The following is a 25,029-nucleotide window of genomic DNA, read 5'->3' on the forward strand; positions in this document are numbered from 1 at the left end:
TTTTTGTGCTTTTCATCTTACTCTAGCTGAGTATACGACTATCATTGTCTCTGCCAGGTGCAGCTCTATATGCTTTTGACATTTCGAAGGGGCATTTTAGGCAATTTTGTTTTTCGTGCAGCAGAATGAAAATACAAAGCGCTAAGGATTACTGCAATAAGACAAGATAGGGCGAGAAAAGAATAGGTAGCCTGTATCGATATTCTTTGATAAAGGATGCCGCTAATGATAGGGAAGACCGTCATGCCAATGGCATAAATGGCTTGAAAAAATCCCATTGCGGTAGAGCGTTTATGAGGATCAATGGTTTGCATCGCTTCAGAAGTGACTAATGAAAATAAGATACCTGTAGCCATTCCAGGAATGATTTGTAAAAGAGAGATCGTGCCAATGGAAGAAGTGTGGGAAACTTGAAAGCAATAAAATCCAAGGCAGCAGAAGATACTATAAATCCAATGTTTAGTTGCTATTTTTTCGATGAAACGGGTCGAAGCGGCTTTCGCAAATAAAACGGCCGATAACATATAGATAATCGATGATAAACCCACCATTGTATTATTGGCGCCAAGTCCTTTAATAATTTGGTTTGTGAAAGACATCGTGGATGACATCTGAACGCCTTGTTGAATTAAAGCCAAAAATGAAAAGACCAATAAATTTTTATCTTTGCCCACAGTTAATAAATCAAGAATCGTCAATTTTTGTCCATTCGCAGGTATGGTTGGGTTGAGGAAAAAAGACAGAGTATAGCCAATCATGCCAGCGATGAAACTGTAAACACAAACCATCCTCATGCCAACGATATCATACAAAAAGGTGCTCGTAACAAATCCTAACAACATTCCGAGATTATTCGCTAAAATGATGTTACTAGTGGCGATGGCTTGTTTCCCTTTTGAAAAATAGCCCATATATAAAACCATAAATGAAATCCAAGTAGCACTGGCAATTCCGGATAAAATATTCCCGATAAAAAATCCAATACCAGGAGATAAAAAAATTCGGAAAAGCGAAGCAAGACCGGCACAAAGGGTACCGATTAGAATAAAGAACTTATGATTACTGCTGATATCAGCCATAATTCCGACAGGCAAGCGGAGTACTAGTTGAGAAATTCCATAAGCGCCAACAATGGTACCAATCAAATTGCTTGATACGTGAACGAGATTTAAGTAGGGCGTTTGATAGGGAATATACACATATTGGGCAAACCAGAAAAATACGACGATGATTAAGATAAGAGTTTTTTGATGGTTTCTCATGATATTCATTGTTATTATGCTTCCTTTCAAATTGCAAAGGTACAAAACGGACGGGATGAATACGGCTAAATTAGGAGAAAAACAAACCACAAAAAAAGATCAAGCGTACTTAATGAACAATGTGTGAAGGGTACACTTCTCCCACATTGTCTTTTAAGTACACTTGATCTTGCCTGCTCCACCAGTAACACGTCAAGTTCACCGTTCTATTCATCTTTGGCTATAATCTATCACTCTTTGATAAAATCCACAAGACTTTTTTTATCGTTTTTAGCGAACCGGCTTCATTTTTTTCAAAAACTGTATGGTCTTATTTTGAAAGTTTGATTTCACAAGATACTTTCATAAAATAATTTTTAATTTTTTGTGACAAAAATGGTTGTTAAGTTTATGAAAGCGTGTTACATTATTGTCAAAGCTAAATAGCTGGATACAGTTTGACGTGTTACTGGTCATGCAGGCAAGATCAAATGTACCTAAATGATTCATGTGGGGAAAGTATGTCCTTCTCACAGGGTTATTTAAGTGCGTTTGATCTTTTTTTTGTCACTGTATCTCTTTTCCAATGGCCAATGGAGACTATAACAAAACGAACAGAGGGAGCATGAAAATGGACTACAAGCAAATCGCCCAAGACATTTTAGATCATGTCGGCGGCAAGGAGAATGTATCAGGGTTAACACATTGTTATACCAGACTGCGTTTTATACTAAAGGATAATAAAAAAGCCAATAAAGAAAAAATACTCAAACTGGAAGGCATTATTTCCGTTGTTGAGAATAGTGGACAATACCAAATTGTTATAGGAAATAAAGTCACTAAAGTCTATGATCAACTCATGCTGGTTTTAGATGGCTTGGCTAAAGGGGAAGCAGCTGAGGGAGAAAAACTTTCGCTTGGAAATAAAATTTTGAATACGGTAACAGGAATTTTCACTCCAACGATTCCCGCTATCGCAGCTTCCGGTATGCTAAAAGGAATTTTGGCGATCGCTGTCATGATAGCCGCCTCTTTCTGGGGAACGGATATCAAGACAAATAATACTTATATCATTTTGAATGCGGCTTCAAACGCACTATTTTATTTCTTTCCCATTATTTTAGGCTATGCGGCTGCTAAAGTTTTTAAGGCGAACGAATTTATTGCCATGATTATAGCGGCTACACTATGTTATCCTGATATCGTTACTCTGATGACAGGAGAAAAGGCAGTCACATTATTTGGATTAACCATAACAAAAGCAAATTATGTTTCATCAATTATACCAATCATTCTAGCTGTATTTATTCTTGGATATGTTCAGCGTTACCTGGAAAAGGTCGTTCCAGAAGTATTAAAAATTATCATGGTACCGACTCTTTCATTACTAGTCATGGTCCCAGCAACCTTAATCGTATTTGGACCCATCGGGATTTATATTGGAAACTTTGTGAACTGGATTTATTATTTGATAATGGATTTTAGTCCGATTTTATTAGGGGCCTTCATTGGCGGCATTTGGTGTGTGCTCGTTATTTTTGGTGCCCATAAAACCATCCTGCCAATCGGGATCAATGATGTAGCCCAAACTGGACGGCAGAACCTATTAGCATTTGCAGGAGCAGCGAATTTCTCTCAAGCAGGGGCAGCGTTAGGGGTTTTCCTAAGAACGAAAAATAAAGGATTAAAAACGGTAGCCGCGTCGGCAACCATCACGGCCCTTTTTGGAATTACGGAGCCAGCTATCTATGGGGCAAACCTTCGTCTCAAAAAACCAATGGTATATGCGGTCATTAGTGGTGCACTTGGTGGAGCCTTGATGGGATGGGGCGGATCGTACGGAACAGCCTTTGCCAATCAAGGGGTATTAACCATACCGGTCTATATGGAAGCGGGAACGAAAGCTTTCTTATGCTATTTAATCGGTATTGCCATTGCGTTCTTCGGTGCTTGTTTACTAACAGTTGTTCTTGGTTTTGAAGATTTACCGAGTGAAGAAGGAAAACAGGAAAAAAGCAAAGAAAAATCTCTTGCAGAAGCATCACCTGCTCTAGAAGCCCTAGATGCGGATATTAAGATTCCGTCTCCAATTAAAGGAGAGATCATGCCACTTGCTCAAGTAAGAGATGAAGTGTTTGCATCCGGTGCCCTGGGTGAAGGTATTGCTGTCTATCCAGAGACAGGGGAGGTTGTAGCTCCTTTAGATTGTACGGTTTCCGTATTGTATCCTACTTTGCATGCAATTGGCCTGCAGCTTGATAACGGCGTGGAAATGTTAATCCATATTGGAATAGATACTGTAGAATTAAGTGGTGATGGATTCAAAGCCTATGTAAAAGCTGGCGACCACATCAAACAAGGAACGAAGATTGTTTCATTTGATATACAAGCCATTGAAGCCAAAGGCTATGATCTGACCACTTCCATTATTATTACAAATACGGCACAATACGATATAGTCTCAAGTGTAGAAAATGAACAAGCATCTTGTGAAGACGATTTATTATTGATTAAAAATTAGGAGTGTTAAGAATGAAAAACTTCTTCAAAGAAGACTTTTTATGGGGTGCATCCTCCTCGGCTTTTCAAATAGAAGGAGCTTGGGATGAAGATGGAAAAGGAATGACCGTTGCTGATTTTAATTCGTTTAAAAAATCAGCGGTACAAGCAGATACAAAAACAGCCAGCGACTTTTATCATCATTTTCAAGAAGATATTTTGTTAATGAAGGAACTAGGGCTAAAAACGTATCGGTTCTCCATCGCTTGGTCAAGGATTATTCCTGATGGCGATGGCGAGGTGAATCAAAAAGGGATCGATTTTTACAATAAAGTCATCGATCTGCTGTTGGAAAACGACATCCTGCCTTTTGTCACCTTGTACCATTTTGATTTGCCGTATGCTTTAGTTGAAAAGTATAATGGATGGGAAAGCAGGGAGTGTATCGATGCTTTTGAACGGTACGCAAAAGTTTGCTTTGAAGCCTTTGGTGACCGGGTGAAAAATTGGCAGACAAATAATGAACAAAACTTAATGATTCGAGTTAATGAACGAATGAATATGTACAATGTTCCAAGTGAGAACATTGAAAAGGTCCGCGCGCAAATGGATTACAATATGTTTGTCGCTCATGCACGTGCCACAGTGGCTTGCCATGAAATGATTCCAGATGGAAAAATGGGTCCTGCCGTTTCATCTACCATGACCTATCCAAGTTCAAACCGTCCCGAAGATGTTTGGGCGGCCAGAATGAACGACAATTTTAAAACAAACTATGCTTTAGAAATGTATTGCTTTGGAGAATATCCTGGCTATTATAAGGAATACCTAACAAAGTGCGATTTATATCCTGAAACGGAGCCTGAGGATGAAGAGGTTTTAAAGGCGGCGAAACCGGATTTTATAGCGCTGAATTATTATCGGACCCTGGTGGCCAGCTATCTTCCTGCAGATGACGGCCATCCAGTTGGCACGAAACAAAATGATATCGATTTTGATTTGTATGGGTATTTTAAAAATGAAAAAAATCCTAATTTAATAGCAACGGAGTACGGTGCTCAAATTGATCCGATGGGCTTAAGATTGGTACTGAATGATTATTATCAGAAATACCGATTACCGCTCATTATCACAGAAAATGGTTTAGGAACGGCAGATGAACTAACAGAGGATGGACAAGTTCATGATGATTATCGAATTGATTATCTGAAAAGTCACATCGCAGCTTGCAATGATGCGATTGCAGACGGTGTAGAGCTGTTCGGATATTGTCCATGGTCCGTTATGGATTTATTAAGTTCACATCAAGGCTTTAAAAAGAGATATGGATTTGTCTACATCAACCGGGAAGATCATGATTTGAAAGATTTGCGCCGTATTAAAAAAGACAGTTTTTATTGGTATCAGGATGTTATTAAAAATAACGGCTTAAAATAAAGGCACTGTTAATCGATAGTATTGATTTTTTAAAACTCTGTTGATAGGAGCGGATAAGCTCGACTCCTGCGGGAGTACGCGGCTGGGGGGACCCCGCAGGCGCTTTTAGCGCCAGGGAGGCTCCCCAGCCGCGGGTTTGCTGAGCTTCTTTCGCTGCAATCAACAGCCTTGTTTACAGAGCCAAAATAAAACAATTAAAGGGTAACAGCATATGCAGATACTAAAGGTAATGAATAATTCATTAGTTCTAGCCATAAATGATTCTGGAAACGAATGCATTTTGATGGGAAAAGGAATTGGGTACAAAAAGTCAATTGGGAACGATGTTGAACTGTCTGAAATTCAAAAAACCTTCATATTAAAAGATAAGGCGATGTTAAAAAATTTCGTTCAATTGGCGAGTGAATTAGACGATATTTATTTTAATATCGTAAAAGAAATCATTGAATATGCTAGTGAACATTATGGCATAGAGGTAATGGACTATTTATATCTTTCGCTTTCAGACCATATTGCTTTTGTAGTGAGCAGGGTAAAAGAAGGTATGATGGGGGAAAACTTCAATTATATCGATGTAGTAAAATACCACAAAAGTGAATATGAAGTAGGCAAATATGCTGTAAACTTAATCAATAAAAAGTTAGGAATTCAAATACCGGAAAGCGAAGCATCAGCTATTGGTTTACATTTCATCAATGCCAGCCTAAATTCAAAGTCTTACAATAAACAAAAGGAAATAGTGAAACTTGTTAATAACATAGAAGCTATTGTATCTAGAAAATCCAACATTATATTTGACAAGGAAAGCTTTTCTTACTCAAGGTTTGTTACCCATTTAAATTACTTCGCTGAGAGAATTATTGAGAATCGAGTTTTTGAAGACAAAGACTCGGATATGGTTTATGACCAATTAAGTCAAAGCATGATCCTTGAAGGTGAAATTATTGATAGTATCAGTCAATTTGTAAAGCAGAAATATTCCATTGATCTTACTAAGCAAGAAAAAATATATTTGATAATACACATTCACCGTATTATGGGCGAGATAAAAAACAGGGCGGATTTTCAATAATCCAAGTGCTGTCTGTCCAGCTTTACATTTGAGTTTTAAGACTCTCAGCTAATTAAGCTGAGGGTCTTTTATTTTAATCCGTTAGATGATGTTTCACCGCGTATAGCGCGGCCTGTGTCCGGTCAGCCAGTTCAAGCTTGGCCAACACATTGGATACATGGGTTTTTACCGTCTTTTCCGTTATAAAGAGGGATGCTGCTATTTCCTTATTGCTTTTTCCTTTGGCTATTTCTTTTAAAACATCCAATTCACGCTTCGTTAATTCGCCAAGAGGATTTTTCTGAGGTTTGCTTTTATTGGAAAGGATGGTCAGTAAGTGGGAAGTGGCCTTAGGATGGAGTTGATTCTCACCACTCACCATCTTTTTGATGGATAACACCAGTTCATCAGGCTGGATATCTTTGAGCTGATATCCGGAAGCACCAGCCTCTAGTGCAGGGATGACATGGTCCTGGTCGGAAAAGCTAGTGAGCATCATGATTTTGATATCCGGGTGCTCCTGGATAATGGCCCGGGTCGCCTCAATCCCGTCCATTTCTGGCATGGCTAGATCCATTAAGATGACTTCTGGCTTTAAAAGCATGGCCAGTTCCACGGCTTCTTTGCCATTCGCAGCTTCCCCGACGATGTCCATGTCCTTTTGGGTCCGAAGAAACAAAACCAGTCCTCTTCTGACCACATGGTGGTCGTCCGCGATCAATACTCGTATATTCATTCCATGTTCCCCCTAAAACGGAATGCGGATATGGATTTCTGTCCCTCTCCCAGGTTCGCTATGTAACTGGAACTGGCCATGTAAGCTTTCCGTCCGTAATTTCATATTTTTTAATCCTAAAGAAGGGATCTCCACATTGTCCTCGTAATGAAAACCGCAGCCGGCATCTTTGATGGTTAACATGACGTGATCACTGAAAGCTTGAAACAGGAGGGACACATCTGTTGTTTGGGCATGCTTTTTGCAGTTGGCCAGTGCCTCCTGTCCGATGCGCCAGAGGGCCTCTTCTACTTTACTGGGAATGCTGGCGGCACCGGTTACTTTTGTTAGAATGGACAAGCCAAGCATATCCGCATAACTTCTGAGCGCACTGATAAGTCCATTTTCCAAACCTTGGGGCCGCAGCTGCCAAATGAGGGCCCGCATTTCGCCGAGTGCCTCCTGGGCCATATCTTGGATGTAATCAAACGTTTGTTTCATATTTTCATCTTCGGTCATTTCGACTCCCGCCCGTGCGGTAAGGCTCAAGGAAAATAACAGCTGATTGACGGAATCATGCAGGTCCCGTGCCAGACGGTTCCGTTCGGCAACAAGGGCATTTTCCTGCTCCTGTTGCGTCAATTTGATCCGTTTAAGGGCGGTTCCGATTTGATAGGCAACGGCCTCAAGCAAGGCCAATTCATTTTTTTCAAAATGGGTTTTATGGGGAGACCCGACATTTAAAATACCAAACCGTTCATTCCCTGCCCTTAGTGGGACGGTCGCATGGTGGGTGAGGCCGCAGGTTTCCCCTGCATTTTCCTCAAGGGCTTCCTCGATGCGTTTGCATTCCATAATATTTGTTGCTTTATTCAATGTTCGGTTGTTGTATTTATTGACACACCAGCACTTGCCACGGCACATCCGCCGCTTGTTGTCACTTGCAAGGGCAGGGGGAAGGGCTTCTTCCGCAGCCAAATGATGCGTGCCGGTCCCATCGATTAGAAAAATCCAGCCAGTTTGCAATCCTGTAACATGGAGGAGTTTTTTCAATACACCGGACAACACGGTGGTGGTGTCAATTCCTTCATTCAACAGCTCAGCGATTTCCTTGAGAATGCTGATTTCTTCAAATTCAACGGACATGTTTTCATCCTCCTCCGTCCAGGCAGCTATCACTATCATTATAGCTCATATTTATTAAAAAATTGTTAATAGTTTGGAAACTATTAACAAACTCGCCGATCACTTAGATGAAGGACAAAGTTCACGGTGAATAGGGTAAAATGCTTTTCATTTGGCTGATGAAGGACAAAACTCAGAACAAACGGGGAGGAAATGTCCTTCATCCTTAAACCATGCAGCTATGTTTTCAAAAATTCCAGCACCTCGTAATCGGGTCCTTCAAAAAAGGCAGTCTTCCAGCCGTTATCAAGATTGTAGGGTCCCTCTATTAATCGGCTTGCCTTAAATCGGGATAGGACCTCCTCAAGATCGCTAACCTCAAAGCACAAGTGAACGTTTCTCTCTACAGGTATTTCCTTAGTTGAAAGAATCAGCTCCAGCCGAATATCTTCTAAAATAAGAAACACAATCTCTTCCCCCATAAAACTCATCCGGTCTTCCTCCTGGAATCCAAGAAAATTTTGATAGAATGCAACTGACTTATGCAAATCACGCACTTCAAGGGCAAAGTGATGGAACCTCATGAAGTAAACCTCCCATCAAATAATTAAATTCATGTCTCCAAACTCGTGCCATAAATAACGTGAAGCAATCGCTTGCTGGTACGCGTGGAGGAGCTGCGGTTCGGGGACAAAGGCGGACAGCATATCCAGGTGACTGGCCTTCGGTTCATGAAAGCCCGTAAGGATACCATCGGCCATTTTTAAAGGATACTTCGAATCAATGTACAAATTGGTTACCCCCGACAATGATCCTGCCGCTATTGCCGTTTCAAGAGCGCGGACCACGGTTGTGCCCACGGCAATCACCCTTTTACCGGAAGCTTTCGTCTTGCAAATCCGGTCCATGGTGGATGCTGAAACGTGGTATTCTTCATCATTTTCTTCAGGTGTCTGGTGCCACTTGTCATCAAGCAAATAGCTTAACCCTGTATGCAATTGGATAAAATCTACTTGGATCCCTTTACGCTGCAGCTTGAATAACAGCTCCCAGCTAAAGGCCCTGCCGGCAGAGGGCATTTCCACAGAACCGGGATGGCTGGCAAACACCGTTTGGTAGTAGTCCAGGCTCCAAGGAACATCAATATATTCGTAGCGGACCGGCTCCCCAAGAGAATAGATACAATTATATAAATCCATTCCTTTTTTATTGAATTGAATCAATTTTAATGGTGAGTTGTTTTTTTCACCAATCACAATGGCAGATAAGTCAGACGAAAAGAACAAGATATCATCTGTATAAACAGGCGAGGTTACTATCAATGCCTCCCAAATATCCTCACTTTGCCGTCGGGCAAGGCGGACTTCAAATGCTGTTCCGGCAGGGTCGGTGGCTGCTCGCAGGACCGCGGGAATCGTCCGGCTGTTATTTAATAGGACCAGGTCGCCGGTCTGCAGATAGTCGGGCAGGTTATAAAAAAAGTCATGCCGGACCTTCCCGGTCAAACGATCGAGGACCATCATCCGGACGTGATCCCGTCTCAAACCCCGCTTTTCCGGGGGAAGGGAGGCATTAAGTTCATCTGGAACATAAAAATTCAATGCGTCGCCAGCCATTATAATTCCTCCCATGCCTGGGCTTCGAACCGTTGCCCGTTTGTTCCATAGGACTGATCAGATGCAAGATGCAAGAAGATTGGGACAACATCCTCCGGCTTAGCGAGCGGATAATCACAATTAGGTACTGCCAGCCGATGCATTTCGGTATCCATTTCTCCCGGGTCGACCATGTTGACCCGGACATTGGTTTCGCTCAATTCGTCTGCCCATGTTTGGGTAACGCCCTCAATGGCAAACTTCGATATCCCATAGGCCCCCCAGCCGGCATAACCAATATGTCCCGCTTCAGATGTCACATTGATAATCGACCCTTCATTTCGTGTTAACATCCCTGGCAGAACCCTGCGGGTAACGAGAAATGGGGAAATGGCATTTACCCGCAGTACCTCAGCAAATTCCTCTTCAGGGTAATCCAGCAGCAATGGCATTGGACTTGGACCCAATATCGAGGCATTATTAATTAAAACATCGATACGGCCAAACTTTGCCTCAGCTACTGACACAAACCTCTCTACATCCCTGGAGAAAGAGATATCCGCCGTAACCGCCAGCACCTCAGCCCCCAAGTCCTCTGCTTCTTGCTTTACTTTTAACAGGCTTTCCTCCGTTCTGGAGCAAATCGCAAGCCTTGCTCCGACCTTAGCAAACGCCAAGGTTAAAGCTCTGCCCAATCCTTTGGAGGCACCGGTGATCATAACTGTTTTTTGCTTCATTTTGATCTCCCCTTTTTTCTTGTTACTATAAGAATAGCTATTTATGGAAGTTTCCCACTCGGGAAAAAGCTTGAATTTTTTCTATAACTTTTGACCGAGGTACGGAAAACACAGGCCTTAACATAAGATGAACTTTTTGTTAGGGCTTCCAAAATAAATAGCTTTTCTTTTCAATCTGTTCTAGTATACTAGTATGCAAAGGCGAGTGAACGATAAGAAAAACGTTTGCTCTATATGTAAATAAAAAGAGCTATATTATAATGGAATAAACAGAAACTTTTATCGTTCATATGGGAGTGTAACGCACATGTTTACAGTAAAGGCAAAACTGCCTGGTGAGAACAATCGGGATTATGCATACAGAATCATTAAAGAGGCCATTATGTCGTTAGAATTAAAGCCAGGTCAAACAATCAGTGAAATTGAGCTTGCTGAAGCACTGCAACTTTCTCGTACACCGATTCGGGAAGTAATGGCGAAACTAAGGGAAGAGCATTTGGTGGAAGTGATTCCCCAAGTAGGGACATATGTTTCAAAAATTAAGCCCAAGTTAATTGAGGAAGCGGCTTTTGTCCGGATTACATTAGAAAAAGAGATACTGAGATTGTCATGTGATTCTTTTCCAGACAATAAGCTACTCGAGTTAAAGGGCAATGTAGCACAACAGGAATTGCTGTTGGGCAATAAAGAGATGGAGTGGAAGTTTCATCAATTAGACAAAGAATTTCACTTTATTATATTTGCTGGAAACAATAAAGAGAATGCCTGGGAAGCGATTACCCGATTAAGTACCCATTACAACCGGATGAGGCTGCTCTCCGAGATGGAACATAGTTTTGATGAGGCCATCATGCAGCATAAAAAATTTATTGAAATCATTGAAAACCAACAAACGGAAAAGGTCGAACAAATCATCAGACAGCATATTATCGAGCCGATTAAGCTCTGGGAAGACTTGTACAAAGATAATAGCCCGTATCGAGATTACTTTGATCATACTAATAAAATGCCAGTATTCTGATTCAATCGGAATACCGGTTTTTTTATTTGTCTCTGTAATAACTGAATGTTGATTCCATTGTGTTTAAAAAATAAACGGAAGAATTCCGTTTAAATTGGAAAATACCCATATTTCTTTAATTATAAGGGGAGCTTTTCCGTTTATATTGTCCTAATCGTTGGATTTTGTCTTATTTAGAGCAGTTAACCGAAATATCTCCGCTTATATTTGGTCCTTAAGCTTCCTTTAAATAGATTAGCCGGAAAATTTCCGCCTATGAATTCTCATACCTACTCGAACATCAACAACAATTTTGAAAACGCTATAATATCTTTTGCTATTTCATGAACTAGATATTGTCACCACTCAAAAAGTATGCTAGTATACAAGTATGCAAGAGAAGGCGGATAAATGAGGGCACTAAGTAATAGAAATAACGTCTCCCTAGTGTTGGGAGTTGACCCCTTGTCTATTCGTATAGTAATTGGAATTAACTAGCTAAAAAACTAAACCAGCATCTTTTGAAAGAGAAATCTGATGAGGTGATTCATATGTTGCAAAAGTTTGAAGTATTAAGCGAAATGCACAAAGGTTACGCAGTGGCTGTTATTCGAGGTAAAAACAAAGAGGATGCCGTTGAAATTTCCAAACATGCTTTTAAAGGCGGAATCCGTTCACTTGAAGTTACATTTACCACACCTGGTGCCGAAGAAGCGATCCGTGAACTGGCCCAATTGGGAGAATCGCAAATGATTGTTGGGGCTGGCACCGTTTTGGATGCTCCAACCGCTAGAATAGCAATTTTAAACGGGGCCCGTTACATTGTCAGCCCACATTTTGATAAGGAAATTTCGTTAATGTGTAACCGCTATACGGTGCCATATTTGCCAGGCTGTGGCTCTGTCACAGAAATCATGGAGGCCCTTACTTACGGCTCAGATGTTATTAAACTATTCCCAGGCAGCTTAATGGGTCCATCTTTTATTAAAGATGTCAAAGGTCCGATTCCACATGCGCAATTAATGCCTTCAGGCGGTGTTAGTATCGACAATGTGGACCAATGGATGAAAAATGGCGCCTTTGCTGTTGGAATGGGCAGTGCGCTGACAAAAGGCGTGACCAACGGAGATTACAGTTCGGTGGAACGGGCCGCACGCGAGTTCATGGACCGTATCGAATCGATAAAGGCCGGGCAGTAATCGGAAGAGTACACCGTTCAATCTAACAGGAAAGGAAGTTTGGTATGGGAACATTTATTCATGAAAATTTCATGTTAAATAATCAGACAGCGATAGATTTATACCATCAGTATGCCAAAGACATGCCTATATACGACTATCATTGTCACCTATCTCCTAAAGAGATTGCTGAAAACCGAAAGTTTCATAATATGACAGAACTCTGGCTCTCCGGCGATCATTACAAGTGGAGAGCGCTAAGGGCCCATGGTGTGGACGAGCGCTATATTACCGGTGATGCCAGCGATAAAGACAAGTTCATGGCATGGGCGAAAACAGTCCCTTATACGCTTGGGAATGCCCTTTATCACTGGACTCATCTGGAGTTGAAAAAATATTTTGGCATTGAAGAACTATTAAATGAGGAGACGGCCGAAAAAATCTGGAACCAATGTAACGAACTGCTTCAGCAGGATGACTATTCGGTACAAGGATTAATCAAGCGTTCCAACGTCAAGGTGATTTGCACAACGGATGATCCGACAGATGATTTATCCTACCATGAACAAATCGCTAAACAAGAGGACTTCCCCGTGAAAGTTCTGCCAACATTCCGGCCGGATAAGGGTTTAGAGATTAATAAGGACACATTTGTTCCGTTTGTACAGTTGCTTGAACAAGTAAACCATCAAACCATTTCTTCCTTTGAGGAGTACTTGCAGGCACTAGAAAAGCGGGTTGAATACTTCCATCAAAAAGGATGCCGGATTTCCGACCATGGCTTAGGGCAAATTCCATATGCAGAGTTTGAACCAAGTGAGCTGGATGCGATTTTTGCGGAAGGAAGAAACGGACAGAAAGTAAGTTTAGAAGCTGAAATGAAGTTCAAAACGGCCATTTTGCTCTTCCTTGCTAAATGCTATAAGGAAAGAGATTGGGCGATGCAAATTCACTTTGGTGCCATTCGGAACAACAACACAAGAATGTTCAGAAAACTAGGCCCGGATGCAGGTTATGATTCGATTAATGACCAAGGGGAAGTGGCGGCACCGTTAAATGCCCTGCTTGATGCCTGCGACCGGGAAAATCAACTGCCAAAAACGATTCTGTACAATCTTAACCCTATATATAACGATTTGATTGGAAGCACGATTCAAAACTTCCAATCGGAGCCGGGCGTAGAAGGCAAAATCCAATTCGGATCCGGCTGGTGGTTTAATGATACAAAACCAGGGATGATTCGGCAGCTGACCGCTTTGGCCGATCAGGGACTGCTAATGCACTTTGTCGGAATGCTGACCGATTCCCGAAGCTTTATCTCATACAGCCGTCATGAATACTTCCGCCGTATCCTTTGCAATGTAATCGGCAACTGGGTCGAAGAAGGCGAGATCCCGAATGACCAAGCTTTGTTGCAGAAGCTGGTGGAAAATATCTGTTTCAACAACGCAAAGAACTATTTTAATATCGAATTACACAATTAGGAGGAACTATATATGGAAATGTCTTTTCGCTGGTATGGTAAAACCGACTCGATTTCATTGGAATACATTCGTCAAATCCCTGGGATGAAAGGAATCGTCACTGCTATTTATGATATCCCGGTTGGGGAAGCATGGCCTTTGGATAAAATTGAAGAATTAAAAAATACAGTGGAACAAGCTGGTTTAAGAATATCGGTGATTGAGAGCGTACCTGTTCATGAAGATATCAAAATCGGCCTGCCAACCCGTGACAAATATATTGAAAACTATAAAGAAACCATTCGCAATCTTGGCAAAGTCGGGATTCCGGTGGTCTGCTATAACTTTATGCCAATCTTTGACTGGACCCGTACTGATTTAGAATATCGTCTTCCAGATGGTTCCACCGCGCTTATTTTTGAAGAAGAAGTGGCAAAGAAAATGGACCCGCTGACAGGTGAGCTATCCCTCCCGGGTTGGGATTCCAGCTATAAGAAAGAAGACTTGCAAGTTCTATTTGACCATTATAAAAAGGTGGATCATGAAAAACTGTGGGAAAACCTCGGATACTTTATTAAGGAAATTATTCCTGTGGCCGAAGAAGCCGGTGTAAAAATGGCCATACATCCAGATGATCCGCCATTTGACATCTTTGGACTACCACGCGTCATTACAAACAAAGAAAATCTTGAAAGATTTATCAATCTTTATGACAGCCCGTATAATGGCTTGACCATGTGCAGCGGTTCTCTTGGGTCAAATCCTGACAATGACTTTCCGGAAATGCTTCGCTATTTCGGTAAAAAGGGCCGGGTTAACTTCGTTCATGCCCGTAACGTGAAGCTGACCGGAGGTATGTCATTCGAGGAATCTGCCCATCTGTCCAGTGCCGGCTCCATCGATATGTACGAAGTCATCCACGCGATGGCGGACTTTGACTATACGGGTCCAATTCGCCCAGACCACGGAAGAATGATTTGGGGCGAAACTGGAAAACCAGGTTACGGATTATTTGACCGTGCATTGGGTGCAACTTATCTCAACGGTTTATGGGAAGCGGAACAGAAAAATAGAAAATAATAGCTAACTTAGAGGAGGCAGAATCATGACAGTTCCATTTAAAGTAGATTTAACGGGGAAAGTAGCCGTTGTAACTGGCGGCGGCGGTGTATTAGGTTCTTATTTTGCAAAAGCTTTGGCAGAATGCGGTGCAAAAGTAGCAATCTTGGATTTAAATCAAGAGCCTGCTGACAATGTAGCAAATGAAATAAAAGCGGCTGGCGGAACCGCCATTGGTGTTGCGGCTAACGTCTTAGACCGAGAAGCTTTGGAACAAGCCAGAGCGATTGTCGAAACAGAACTTGGCGCATGTGACATTCTTCTAAACGGTGCCGGCGGAAATAATCCGCGCGGAACGACCGATGATGAATTCTACAATGCAGAAGCAGTGAAGAAAAATCCGGAACTAAAAACATTCTTTGAACTCGATCCAAAGGGAGTTGGCTTTGTATTTGACTTGAACTTCCTTGGCACACTGCTTCCTTCTCAAGTATTTGCTAAGGGGATGATTGAGAAAGAGGGTTGCTGCATTATCAATGTATCATCGATGAATGCTTACACGCCTTTAACCAAAATTCCTGCGTACAGCGGAGCGAAAGCTGCCATCAGTAACTTTACCCAATGGCTGGCTGTCTACTTTGCCAAAGCTGGCATCCGTGTCAATGCCATCGCACCAGGATTTTTAGCAACAAAACAAAATGAAAAATTACTGTTTAACGAAGATGGAACCCCAACGGCAAGAACCGGAAAAATTCTTAACAGCACACCAATGGAACGGTTTGGTGAGCCGGAGGAATTAATCGGCGGCTTATTGTTCCTTGCCAGCCAAGAAGCAGCAAGCTTTGTGACAGGCGTTGTCCTTCCAATCGACGGTGGATTCTCATCTTACACAGGAGTGTAATAGACAATAACTCAAATAGAAAGGTTGCTAGTCTAACTTTTAGTGGATTAGCAGCCTTAAAATTTACTTTCCGGCAACGTTGTTGAGCCCAAATAAAGAGGTGTTATCAATGAAAAATAAGATTGAAGATTTTCAGAAAACAAAAGAGTTCTTAGTCTGTGTGGATTCTGACGGATGCGCCATGGACACGATGGATGTTAAACATTACAAATGCTTTGGTCCGGAGGCCGTAAAGGTATGGAACCTCCATTCTATTGAAGAACGATTTCTGAAAGTCTGGAATGATATCAATTTATATACAAAAACAAGGGGCATCAACCGCTTTAAAGGGGTTGTCACCACATTTGAAGCCCTTGAGGCAGAAGGCATTTCGATGCCTGACATCTCTTCCTTTAAAAAATGGACGGAAACTACACCCGAATTATCCAATCCTGCCCTCGAGCGGGAAATTGAAAAGACCAATGACCCACAGTTAAAGCAGGCACTCGAGTGGAGCCATGCGGTAAACCGAGCAATCGGACAATTATCTGGAGAAGACCATCCGTTTGAAGGAGCCAGGGAAGGCCTAGAGGCGGCAGCTAGGGTTGCTGATTTGGCAATTGTATCGTCGGCCAATGGCGGAGCAGTTTTAGACGAATGGACAAGACATGAGTTGGCTCCTAATGTGTCTGTTATGCTTGGTCAAGAAGCTGGAACAAAGGCACATTGCATTACCGAATTGAAGAAGTTCGGCTACGAAAATACTCAAGTCCTTATGGTTGGAGACGCCCCTGGTGACTTGGATGCGGCCAATAAGAACGGCGTCTTGTATTATCCAATCCTAGTTGGCAAAGAAAAATTCTCTTGGGAACGCTTCAAGCATGAGGCTCTGGGGAAATTGTTGGATGGCAGCTTTGCTGGAGACTATCAGCAGCAATTAATCGACGAATTTAATGATAACTTGAAATAAGGAGAGGCAGCTGTAATGAAACCAAAAATAGCAACAAACATTCCTATGCCCAAGGTTGATTTAAAAGCAAAGCCCTACAATCTTTCCGATGAAGAGATCCGATGGGTAAAAGATACGATTGCAGGCCTGTCGGATGAAGAAAAAATCGGCCAATTATTCGTGAATCTGTTTTTCTTTGGCGGGGATCAGTTTAGTGGAAACCAATTGACCAACGAAGATATCCTGAAGAAATACCATATCGGCGGTGCGCGTTATATGAACGGAACAGCCGAACAGGTTCAAGATTTAATTAATGAATTGCAATCGTATTCTAAGGTTCCTCTATTAGTGGCCGCTAACTGTGATTCAGGCGGTAATGGGGCTATGAAAGACGGCACTTACGTTGCAAAGGCTGCTATGTGTGAAGCTTCCGGTGATGAACAGGTATCATTTGACGCCGGCTATGTAAGCGGCCGTGAAGAAGTGGCCATCGGTGTGAACTGGAATTTCGACCCTTGTGTCGATATCCTTAAAAACTGGAGAAATACTATTGTCAATACGAGGGGCTATGGCACCAAGGCGGAAACTGTCATTAAGCATACGAATGCCTACATTAAAGGGTTACGGGAGAGCAATGTAGGGGTTTGTATTAAACACTGGCCAGGGGACGGAACAGAAGAACGTGACCAACATCTTGTATTAGGTGTGAATGAATTATCGGTGGAGGATTGGGAAGAATCTTTTGGCCAAGTTTACCGCAACCACATTGAAAATGGCGTCCATTCCATCATGGCTGGCCATATTGCTTTGCCTGAATATCAAAAGCAGTTGGTTCCGGGATTAGAAGATAAAGATGTTTTACCTGCCACATTAGCTCCGGAATTAATTAATGGACTTTTAAAAGGTAAATTGGGCTTTAATGGTTTGGTTGTTACAGATGCGACTCATATGTTAGGGATGTCTTCAGCCATGCGCCGTGAAGATTATGTACCGCAAGCGATTTCTGCCGGCTGTGATATGTTCCTCTTCTTTAATGATATTGATGAAGATTATAACTTTATGTTAAACGGCTATAAAAATGGGATCATTACGGCAGAACGGCTTCAGGATGCCCTAGAAAGAATTTTAGGACTGAAAGCGGCAATTGGCCTTCATAAAGCCCAAAAAGAAGGCACCTTATTGCGGTCAAAAGAGGAGTTAAAAGTAGTCGGCTGTGAGGACCATGTTAGCCGTGCGAAAGAAGCAGCAGATAAAGGGATTACCCTGGTTAAAAATACCTTTGATCAGCTGCCAATTCGTCCAGAAACTCATAAACGAATTCGCCTGTATTTCTTAGAAGGTGAAAAAGGCGGTATCTACGAGGCAAACTCCAAAGTTCTAGATTTCATTGTGGAAGAGCTAGAAAGACGTGGTTTTGAAGTAACCGTAAATGACGGTACGACCCGTATTAAAGGATCGACATTGAAATACCGTGAAGAAGTAGATGCAGCCCTTATCTTTGCAGATGTGATTGGCTATGGGGCGCAAAACAACTACCGCATCCAATGGAAAACTGCCATGAGTAATGAAGTCCCTTGGTATGTCCATGAAGTTCCGACGGTGTTTGTATCACTAAACTTCACGACTCATTTAACAGACGTGCCAATGGTGAAAGGCTATATCAATGCCTACAATAATGATGAAATCACGATCTCAACAACCATAGATAAACTGATGGGAGAATCCGAATTCAAAGGAACTCCAAACGAAAATGTCTGGTGCAACAAGTGGCAGACCCGGCTTTAAGAAATGCATATAGCAAACCCAACGCCGTTTTGAACCATCAACGGCGCTTGGGGGTTTTTTATATAGGGGCGTTTGCCGGAAAGTTTGAATGCCCTTAAGTCGTATAAGAGATTGATAGGAGGAGGATGAAACATGCGGAAGAAAATCAACCTAAATCAAGGATGGAATTTCATTAGACAAGATGTGGCCAATGCCATGGACAAAATTTTTGATGATGATAATTGGGAAGTCGTTCATGTCCCGCATACATGGAATGCGATGGATGGCGCCAACGGATTTGATTATTATAAAGGGGCTTGCTGGTACCGCAAAGAGTTTACGGTTGAAACAAAGGACCAGGCCAATAAGGTGTTTATTGAATTTAACGGTTCTAACAGTGTGACAGATGTTTATGTAAACGGCCGGCATTTTGGCCAGCATAGGGGCGGTTACTCCATTTTCCGTTTTGATATTACAGAGGCTGTTGAGTTTGGCAAAAAGAACACGCTGGCAGTCAAAGTTGACAATACCGTATATGAAGACGTTTATCCACAAATGGCGGACTTTACGTTTTATGGCGGGATTTACCGAGATGTCAATTTAGTTATCAGCAATCCGGTCCATTTTGACTTGTTGGACTATGGGACACAAGGGGTCTATCTTGTGCAGGATCAAGTTTCGGATCAACAAGCCTCAATGACGGTCCGTGCAAGAATAACCAATGACCAAGTTGAAGACAAAAAAGTAAGACTATGGGCGGACCTGCTGGATGCACAAGGGAACAGCGCGGCCTATGCTGCAAAGGAAGTCTTCTTGGCTCCAGGTGAGACCCAAGTAGTCGAAATACCAGCTGTTATCGAAAATCCAACTTTATGGAACGGTAGAAAAAATGCTTATCTGTACCGGGCAAAAGTAACCTTAACCAGCTTTAATGACACAATCGATGAGGTGGATATCCCTTTCGGTGTCCGGTACTTTAATGTCGACCCAGAGCAAGGCTTTTACTTGAATGGCGAACATCTTCCATTGTATGGTGTTTCCCGGCACCAGGACCGTAAAGACATGGGCTGGGCCATTACCAAAAAAGAGCATACAGAAGACATGGAATTGATTAAAGAGATTGGCGCCACATCGATTCGCTTGGCACACTACCAGCATGATCAATATTTCTATGATTTATGTGACCAAGAAGGGATGGTGGTTTGGGCAGAAATTCCGTTTATTTCAATCATGTCCAAAACGGAATTAGAGGGCATCAATCCAAAACAGCAAATGACAGAATTAATCCGCCAGAACTTTAACCATCCATCGATTATGTTTTGGGGCATCCAAAACGAGATTCAAATTGGCGGCGACCGTCCGGAAGTCAGAAGGCTTGTCAAAGAATTAAACGAGCTGACAAAGAAGGAAGACCCGACAAGACTATCGACGATGGCCAATGTGATGTTCGTGGAAGAAGAGGATGAGTACAACTTCATAACCGATATTGTCGGCTATAATAAATACTATGGCTGGTATACCGGTAAATCTGAGGACTTTGGTCCATGGATGGACAGATATCATAAAACGAATCCAAATGTTTGCCTGGGTATCTCCGAATATGGAGCGGAAGGGATTCTTCAGTACCATACCAATGTTCCACAGGTAAAAGACTATTCGGAAGAATATCACGCCCTGTATCATGAAACCGTTTGGGGAATTTTTTCAAAACGTCCCTATCTCTGGGCCACCTATGTGTGGAACATGTTTGACTTTGGTGCTAATATCCGTGATGAAGGCGGCGTAAAGGGCAGGAATAATAAAGGCCTGATCACGTACGATCGTAAAATCAAAAAAGACGCCTTTTATTTGTATAAAGCCAACTGGTCAGATGAAAAATTTGTTCATATCACAAGTAAACGATTTGTGGACAGGCCGGATCGTGTGATTACCGTAAAAGTATACTCCAACTGTGACCAAGTGACCCTTTATGTGAATGGAGCGGAAGCAGGAACGAAATCGAGTGACAACCATGTGTTTATTTTTGAAAGTGTTGCTTTAAATGAAGGAATCAATGAGATTAAAGCGGTTTCCAATCAAGATGGTGCTGTCTTGACGGATGTGGCTAGATTCAATAAGGCCGCTGAACCAAATCCAAGCTACGAAGCGCCTGAGGCAGATAAAGGTGGAATTGTCGGCAACTGGTTTACGATGCCGGAACTCGACGATGACATAGAAGTAGAAGAACTGATGATTACCGAGGATGTATATTCAACTCGTGACACCATCGAAAAACTTTTGCAAAATGAAGAGGCTAAGGCTGTACTTGAAAAGTATCTAGGCACGAAATTTATCGATAGCCCTTCCTTTGAGATGATGAAGTCGATGAAGCTGGATGTACTGGCGACGATGGCCGAGGATGTCCTGACTGAGAAAGTATTGTATCGATTGAATAAAGAGTTAACGAAGATCAAGAGATCATAATTCAAAAATAGGGCTGTCCATTAAGGGGTATGACTCCACGCCTAGACCTTTGCTTTTTGGACAGCCCTTGACTGCTATATCGCCATTGATTTTGTTTCTTGTGCGGTTTGAAGAGTCAGCTTTGGCACGTCCAAGAAGCGCTGAAGGGCAAACGCACAAGCCCCCATGATACAAGCCTTATCCCCCAGTCCGGACAGGACAATTTGGGAGTATTGACTGACGGAGGAATGCAGATGGCTTTCAATCCACTTAACGGCGTCAGGAAAATTGGCCAGAATCTCACTATTAATCACAATGATTTCCGGATTATATAAATTGATGATATTGTTAAGGCCAATGGACACATAGGGAATAAACTGCTTTATTTGCTCGTAAACCGCGGTGTTTTCTTGTGCCATCAACGCTAACACCTGATCGCGTTTCAGCGGTTCCCCGCCTAAAGCAGTTGAAAGCTGTTTAATCAGAATGGGCTCGGAAGCATAAAGTTCCCAACAGCCTTTGTTTCCACAGCTGCATGTTTTTCCATCTAACGACACGATCATATGCCCCATCTCACCTGCGTAGCCGTGGTAACCGCGATGAATTTCCCCATCCACAATGATTCCTGCGCCAATACCGGATGATAAAATGATGTTTACGAGATTATTACTGGAGTGGAATTTAAATACCCTTTCTGCATAAGAAGACAAATTGGCATTGTTTTCAATGTAAATTTCCAAATCAAGTTTATCTTGTAAGTCTTGTTTAAGATTTTTGCTGCGCCAGCCGTATTTTGGAATGAAGTAGATGCTTTCATCTTTACTGACAGTTCCGTGTACACCAAGCACCACACCAACCAATCCATAACGGCTGTCGGGGCATTTTTTTCGATACTTCTTAATTTGTTTAATTAGCACGCTGACAATATTTTCGTATTCATGGGAGGCTGGGAACTCCATGTGACTGTGCCTCGGGTTTCCTTGTAAATCAGCCAGCGTAAAATGAATCACTTCATAATCCAAATCAATTCCCAATGTATAGCCAGCTTCATGGTTGATGGACAGCATAATGGGCTTTCTGCCTACATTATGGTGTTCCATTTGTGTCTCAATCACTAGGCCTTCATCTAATAAATCGACCACTTGAGCAGAAACAGTGGCTTTATTAAGACCGGTGATTTTAGATAAATCCGCGCGTGAAATCATCCCGTGTTCGATAATTTTCTCGAGGATGATCCCCCTATTGATTTTTTTTATATAGGCACCATCACCTGTAACCACATTGCATCCTCCTAGACTATATTGTAACTAGATATTAAAGTTCGTTCTAGAAATCGTTTACGTATATAAATAAGCATTAATATTATAGCAAAAATACACTGACCTATCAGCCTCGATATTATTTTAGAAAAAAAGATAGCCAACTTTTGGCTATCTTTATCTGTATGTGCAGCAGTTATCTTCTTTATAAATTTAGGCAATTCTTTTTGCAGCTAAATCTTCAGCCAGCTGAAGGGTGCGTTTTTTGGATAATGGATATCCAAATGCGATGACAGCGAAAACGATGATTAAAAAGATGGCAGGCACCAAGGTACCAAGTGTATGAATTCCATGAAGCGTATTTGCAGTTTGGGCTTTTAACGCTGGGTTATAACCAACCATTCCCAGTGCAGCACCCCCAACTCCGCCGGCAACAGCTTGTCCGACTTTACGGGCAAAAGAATAGAGTGAGTAAATCGTACCGTCTTCACGAAGACCGGTTACATATTCATGATAGTCGACAAGGTCAGTAACAAACGCCCAGATGACTAGGTTAAAGATACCATAACCGAACATGCCGATGGATAAAATTCCAAGGAATTGCATGCCAGTTAAATTTGGCAATAGATATAGTAGGAAATAAACAGTTGCGGCAAGCAGGATTCCGCCAGAGGCAACTTCCTTTTTACCAAATTTTGCAACAAGCGGCTTAATCATTGGCATAGCAATAAATACGGTAACAGCTTGAACCAGGTTTACAAGGCTTAAAGCTTTTGCATTTCCAAAGTAATCTTTGTACAAGTAAGTGTTAACGGCACCAATCAACATGAAGCAAATTAAGAAAAGAAGCGCTGCAATTAAGAACCAAATCAACGGTTTGTTTTTGCCAAGGCCTTTTAAGGTTTTTCCAAGGTTAACTTTTGGCTTTTCTGATTCATCCAACACAATTCGTTCTACTGTCATGGTATAACATGCCATATAGCAAGAAATCGCTAAAACACCAAAGATTACTGCGCCCATTATGAAGCGATTTGCATCTGCATGGTTATTAACAAACAGAATCATTGGGCCAGCAACGCCGATGACTAACCCGGCAAGTGAAGCACCTAAAGATCTCCAGCTGGAAAGCGTTGTGCGTTCTACAGGATCGCTGGAAATAACAGAAGCCATTGAGCCGTAGGGGATATTAACCGTACTATACAAAGTCCCCCAAAGAATATACGTTGCGTAAGCATAGGCGATATAAAATCCATTGGACATGCCAGGGATATGAACAAACATTAACACACCGGAAATAACAAGCGGGAATGACATCCTAAAGATCCAAGGTCTAAACTTACCATTTTTTCCGGCCTTTCTTGTATCAATAAAGCGTCCCCAAGTAATATCGGCCACTGCATCCCATAGTCTTGCAACTAAGAAGAGGGTACCAACCAATGCAGGACTAAGATGATAGACGTCAGTATAGAAGACCATCAAAAACGATGCGGCAAAGATAAAAAAGAAATCGTTTCCAAAATCACCAAACAAATAACCAAGCTTGTCTTTCATTCCAAAAGGACGATGTTGTGATTGCGATACAGGAGAAGAAGTTTTTACAATAGGTTGAGCCATTATGGTTCCCTCCAAATCAATATAAAAATAAATCCTAAGGCTAATGAATTGCTTTAATCATGTCATCTCGAGATTGGGTAATTAATTGGTTTAACCAACAAACTAATTACTGTGAATTTAGAATAACACCGGTAAAATGAAACCGTCAACAAAAAGTTTGAAAACGCTAAAAAAAGTTTGTGCACCTTTGAACAAATTGTTACAAATACCACGGTATAAAGCTGATGGGAACGTTTAAAAAACGGTATCCAGTGGTTTCATGCAGGATAAAAATTGGCAACGGGAAAACATGCATGTCGTTGCATTTCTTAGTAGTGGCGGATAAAGAATAGTCCTAAGAGGTGAAATTGAAGTGACTGTTATTACTACTTTTAGAGAAAAACGGCGTGAAAAACAGATTAAATATGAGCGGTCCGTACTTCGCGACCTCTCACTCAATAGATTAAAGGAGCGGGTTCAGCATTATTTTGGCTCAACGAGAATGGCACAAAGTGTGATGATGAATGCTGGTGTCGAAGAAGCCTGTTATGATGTGGCGCTTGAGGCCTATTTATTAGGAGCAAAATTCAGCAAGTTTGGTTATCATGGTGAAGATATGGAAAAAGTGCGCATGCGCTGCGATCGAGAAGAGAAGCACTTGTCGGATACGCTATTTAATTTCCTGCTGTTTTGGGGAAGCGGCGACGAGGGAACCATGAGCGAATCGCTTTATTATTTATGCGAACAATATGTGTACGACTGGTGGCGAGAGGGCTATGAAAAAGGCCGGAGACGCCATAAACTCCGTCTGCATTAACAGTAAGAAAGTAAAAAAAGACTTTGAGAACTGTCCAGCTCCACAAGGAAAGCCTCGGCAGCATCCACATTGCACGAACAAAAAGCGATAGCTTTTTGGAGGAGGCATGTCAAAACGCTGACTAGTGATCTTCCGCTTTTCAACCTGATAATCTCGGTTCTATTTCCCTTTCTTGTCCCATATAGTTTATTGAACAAGGGACGAGCGGGAAGGATGATCGGCGTG

General features: G+C 41.9%; 20 protein-coding genes. 12 read left to right on the forward strand and 8 right to left on the reverse strand.

Going from position 1 to position 25,029, the window contains the following annotated elements:
• Positions 1-65: 65 nt before the first annotated feature.
• A complete protein-coding gene (locus ACY8D0_RS21715) occupies positions 66-1,271 on the reverse strand; it encodes an MFS transporter (RefSeq protein WP_462412587.1) in 1,206 nt (401 codons plus the stop codon).
• A gap of 601 nt (positions 1,272-1,872) precedes the next feature.
• On the opposite strand from ACY8D0_RS21715, the gene ACY8D0_RS21720 reads away from it, so the two are divergent.
• The 3 genes from ACY8D0_RS21720 to ACY8D0_RS21730 all read left to right on the forward strand — a co-directional run bounded on the left by ACY8D0_RS21720 (position 1,873) and on the right by ACY8D0_RS21730 (position 6,249).
• Positions 1,873-3,762, forward strand: coding sequence for a beta-glucoside-specific PTS transporter subunit IIABC (locus ACY8D0_RS21720; protein ID WP_462412588.1), 1,890 nt, complete (start codon positions 1,873-1,875; stop codon positions 3,760-3,762).
• Positions 3,763-3,773: 11 nt separating this feature from the next.
• A complete protein-coding gene (locus ACY8D0_RS21725; protein ID WP_462412589.1) occupies positions 3,774-5,177 on the forward strand; it encodes a glycoside hydrolase family 1 protein in 1,404 nt (467 codons plus the stop codon).
• Between the two features lie 211 nt (positions 5,178-5,388).
• Positions 5,389-6,249: a PRD domain-containing protein gene (locus tag ACY8D0_RS21730; protein WP_462412590.1), complete on the forward strand. Its 861-nt coding sequence runs from the start codon at positions 5,389-5,391 to the stop codon at positions 6,247-6,249.
• 73 nt (positions 6,250-6,322) lie between these two features.
• Here the strand turns inward: ACY8D0_RS21730 and ACY8D0_RS21735 are convergent, their stop codons facing one another.
• The 5 genes from ACY8D0_RS21735 to ACY8D0_RS21755 form a co-directional block, all read right to left on the reverse strand.
• Entirely contained in the window at positions 6,323-6,964 is a 642-nt protein-coding gene (locus tag ACY8D0_RS21735) for a response regulator (protein WP_462412591.1), read from the reverse strand.
• Between the two features lie 12 nt (positions 6,965-6,976).
• Complete coding sequence (locus ACY8D0_RS21740) at positions 6,977-8,089, reverse strand: GAF domain-containing sensor histidine kinase (RefSeq protein WP_462412592.1); 1,113 nt, start codon at positions 8,087-8,089, stop codon at positions 6,977-6,979.
• Between the two features lie 218 nt (positions 8,090-8,307).
• Positions 8,308-8,652: a VOC family protein gene (locus ACY8D0_RS21745; protein ID WP_462412593.1), complete on the reverse strand. Its 345-nt coding sequence runs from the start codon at positions 8,650-8,652 to the stop codon at positions 8,308-8,310.
• A gap of 15 nt (positions 8,653-8,667) precedes the next feature.
• Positions 8,668-9,684 (reverse strand): S-adenosylmethionine:tRNA ribosyltransferase-isomerase, encoded by a 1,017-nt coding sequence (locus ACY8D0_RS21750; protein WP_462412594.1) that lies wholly within the window; start codon positions 9,682-9,684, stop codon positions 8,668-8,670.
• On the reverse strand, positions 9,684-10,400 hold the full coding sequence (locus ACY8D0_RS21755) for an SDR family NAD(P)-dependent oxidoreductase (RefSeq protein ID WP_462412595.1): 717 nt from the start codon (positions 10,398-10,400) through the stop codon (positions 9,684-9,686). The genes ACY8D0_RS21750 and ACY8D0_RS21755 overlap by 1 nt, the downstream gene beginning before the upstream one ends.
• Positions 10,401-10,707: 307 nt before the next feature.
• Between ACY8D0_RS21755 and ACY8D0_RS21760 the strand changes: the two genes are divergently transcribed.
• From ACY8D0_RS21760 to ACY8D0_RS21795, 8 genes are all read left to right on the forward strand, one after another.
• Entirely contained in the window at positions 10,708-11,421 is a 714-nt protein-coding gene (locus ACY8D0_RS21760) for a GntR family transcriptional regulator (protein ID WP_462412596.1), read from the forward strand.
• A 533-nt stretch (positions 11,422-11,954) separates the two neighbouring features.
• Complete coding sequence (locus tag ACY8D0_RS21765; protein ID WP_462413149.1) at positions 11,955-12,599, forward strand: bifunctional 2-keto-4-hydroxyglutarate aldolase/2-keto-3-deoxy-6-phosphogluconate aldolase; 645 nt, start codon at positions 11,955-11,957, stop codon at positions 12,597-12,599.
• Positions 12,600-12,643: 44 nt separating this feature from the next.
• Positions 12,644-14,062: a glucuronate isomerase gene (gene uxaC, locus ACY8D0_RS21770; protein ID WP_462412597.1), complete on the forward strand. Its 1,419-nt coding sequence runs from the start codon at positions 12,644-12,646 to the stop codon at positions 14,060-14,062.
• Positions 14,063-14,074: 12 nt separating this feature from the next.
• Positions 14,075-15,121 carry a mannonate dehydratase gene (gene uxuA, locus ACY8D0_RS21775; RefSeq protein WP_462412598.1) on the forward strand — a complete coding sequence of 349 codons (1,047 nt, stop codon included), beginning with the start codon at positions 14,075-14,077 and terminating at the stop codon, positions 15,119-15,121.
• 25 nt (positions 15,122-15,146) lie between these two features.
• Entirely contained in the window at positions 15,147-16,001 is an 855-nt protein-coding gene (locus ACY8D0_RS21780) for an SDR family oxidoreductase (RefSeq protein WP_462412599.1), read from the forward strand.
• Between the two features lie 109 nt (positions 16,002-16,110).
• Positions 16,111-16,950: an HAD family hydrolase gene (locus ACY8D0_RS21785; protein WP_462412600.1), complete on the forward strand. Its 840-nt coding sequence runs from the start codon at positions 16,111-16,113 to the stop codon at positions 16,948-16,950.
• A 15-nt stretch (positions 16,951-16,965) separates the two neighbouring features.
• Positions 16,966-18,714 (forward strand): glycoside hydrolase family 3 protein, encoded by a 1,749-nt coding sequence (locus ACY8D0_RS21790; protein ID WP_462412601.1) that lies wholly within the window; start codon positions 16,966-16,968, stop codon positions 18,712-18,714.
• Between the two features lie 132 nt (positions 18,715-18,846).
• Positions 18,847-21,156 carry a glycoside hydrolase family 2 protein gene (locus ACY8D0_RS21795; protein ID WP_462412602.1) on the forward strand — a complete coding sequence of 770 codons (2,310 nt, stop codon included), beginning with the start codon at positions 18,847-18,849 and terminating at the stop codon, positions 21,154-21,156.
• 74 nt (positions 21,157-21,230) lie between these two features.
• Here the strand turns inward: ACY8D0_RS21795 and ACY8D0_RS21800 are convergent, their stop codons facing one another.
• Positions 21,231-22,415, reverse strand: a complete 1,185-nt coding sequence (locus ACY8D0_RS21800; protein ID WP_462412603.1) for an ROK family protein — start codon at positions 22,413-22,415, stop codon at positions 21,231-21,233.
• Positions 22,416-22,607: 192 nt separating this feature from the next.
• Positions 22,608-24,008 carry an MFS transporter gene (locus ACY8D0_RS21805; RefSeq protein ID WP_462412604.1) on the reverse strand — a complete coding sequence of 467 codons (1,401 nt, stop codon included), beginning with the start codon at positions 24,006-24,008 and terminating at the stop codon, positions 22,608-22,610.
• 352 nt (positions 24,009-24,360) lie between these two features.
• Between ACY8D0_RS21805 and ACY8D0_RS21810 the strand changes: the two genes are divergently transcribed.
• Positions 24,361-24,804: a YbaK family protein gene (locus tag ACY8D0_RS21810; RefSeq protein ID WP_462412605.1), complete on the forward strand. Its 444-nt coding sequence runs from the start codon at positions 24,361-24,363 to the stop codon at positions 24,802-24,804.
• Positions 24,805-25,029: the final 225 nt, after the last annotated feature.

The sequence above is a fragment of the Neobacillus camarae genome (genome assembly GCF_054950115.1).

Coding starts and splice junctions, on each gene's coding strand:
- ACY8D0_RS21795 (WP_462412602.1), top strand. CDS start 18,847: ATGCGGAAGAAAATCAACCTAAATCAAGGATGGAATTTCATTAGACAA.
- uxuA (WP_462412598.1), top strand. CDS start 14,075: ATGGAAATGTCTTTTCGCTGGTATGGTAAAACCGACTCGATTTCATTG.
- ACY8D0_RS21785 (WP_462412600.1), top strand. CDS start 16,111: ATGAAAAATAAGATTGAAGATTTTCAGAAAACAAAAGAGTTCTTAGTC.
- ACY8D0_RS21740 (WP_462412592.1), bottom strand. CDS start 8,089: ATGTCCGTTGAATTTGAAGAAATCAGCATTCTCAAGGAAATCGCTGAG.
- ACY8D0_RS21780 (WP_462412599.1), top strand. CDS start 15,147: ATGACAGTTCCATTTAAAGTAGATTTAACGGGGAAAGTAGCCGTTGTA.
- ACY8D0_RS21735 (WP_462412591.1), bottom strand. CDS start 6,964: ATGAATATACGAGTATTGATCGCGGACGACCACCATGTGGTCAGAAGA.
- ACY8D0_RS21715 (WP_462412587.1), bottom strand. CDS start 1,271: ATGAATATCATGAGAAACCATCAAAAAACTCTTATCTTAATCATCGTC.
- ACY8D0_RS21725 (WP_462412589.1), top strand. CDS start 3,774: ATGAAAAACTTCTTCAAAGAAGACTTTTTATGGGGTGCATCCTCCTCG.
- ACY8D0_RS21750 (WP_462412594.1), bottom strand. CDS start 9,684: ATGGCTGGCGACGCATTGAATTTTTATGTTCCAGATGAACTTAATGCC.
- ACY8D0_RS21805 (WP_462412604.1), bottom strand. CDS start 24,008: ATGGCTCAACCTATTGTAAAAACTTCTTCTCCTGTATCGCAATCACAA.
- ACY8D0_RS21730 (WP_462412590.1), top strand. CDS start 5,389: ATGCAGATACTAAAGGTAATGAATAATTCATTAGTTCTAGCCATAAAT.
- ACY8D0_RS21790 (WP_462412601.1), top strand. CDS start 16,966: ATGAAACCAAAAATAGCAACAAACATTCCTATGCCCAAGGTTGATTTA.
- ACY8D0_RS21760 (WP_462412596.1), top strand. CDS start 10,708: ATGTTTACAGTAAAGGCAAAACTGCCTGGTGAGAACAATCGGGATTAT.
- ACY8D0_RS21755 (WP_462412595.1), bottom strand. CDS start 10,400: ATGAAGCAAAAAACAGTTATGATCACCGGTGCCTCCAAAGGATTGGGC.
- ACY8D0_RS21720 (WP_462412588.1), top strand. CDS start 1,873: ATGGACTACAAGCAAATCGCCCAAGACATTTTAGATCATGTCGGCGGC.
- uxaC (WP_462412597.1), top strand. CDS start 12,644: ATGGGAACATTTATTCATGAAAATTTCATGTTAAATAATCAGACAGCG.
- ACY8D0_RS21745 (WP_462412593.1), bottom strand. CDS start 8,652: ATGAGGTTCCATCACTTTGCCCTTGAAGTGCGTGATTTGCATAAGTCA.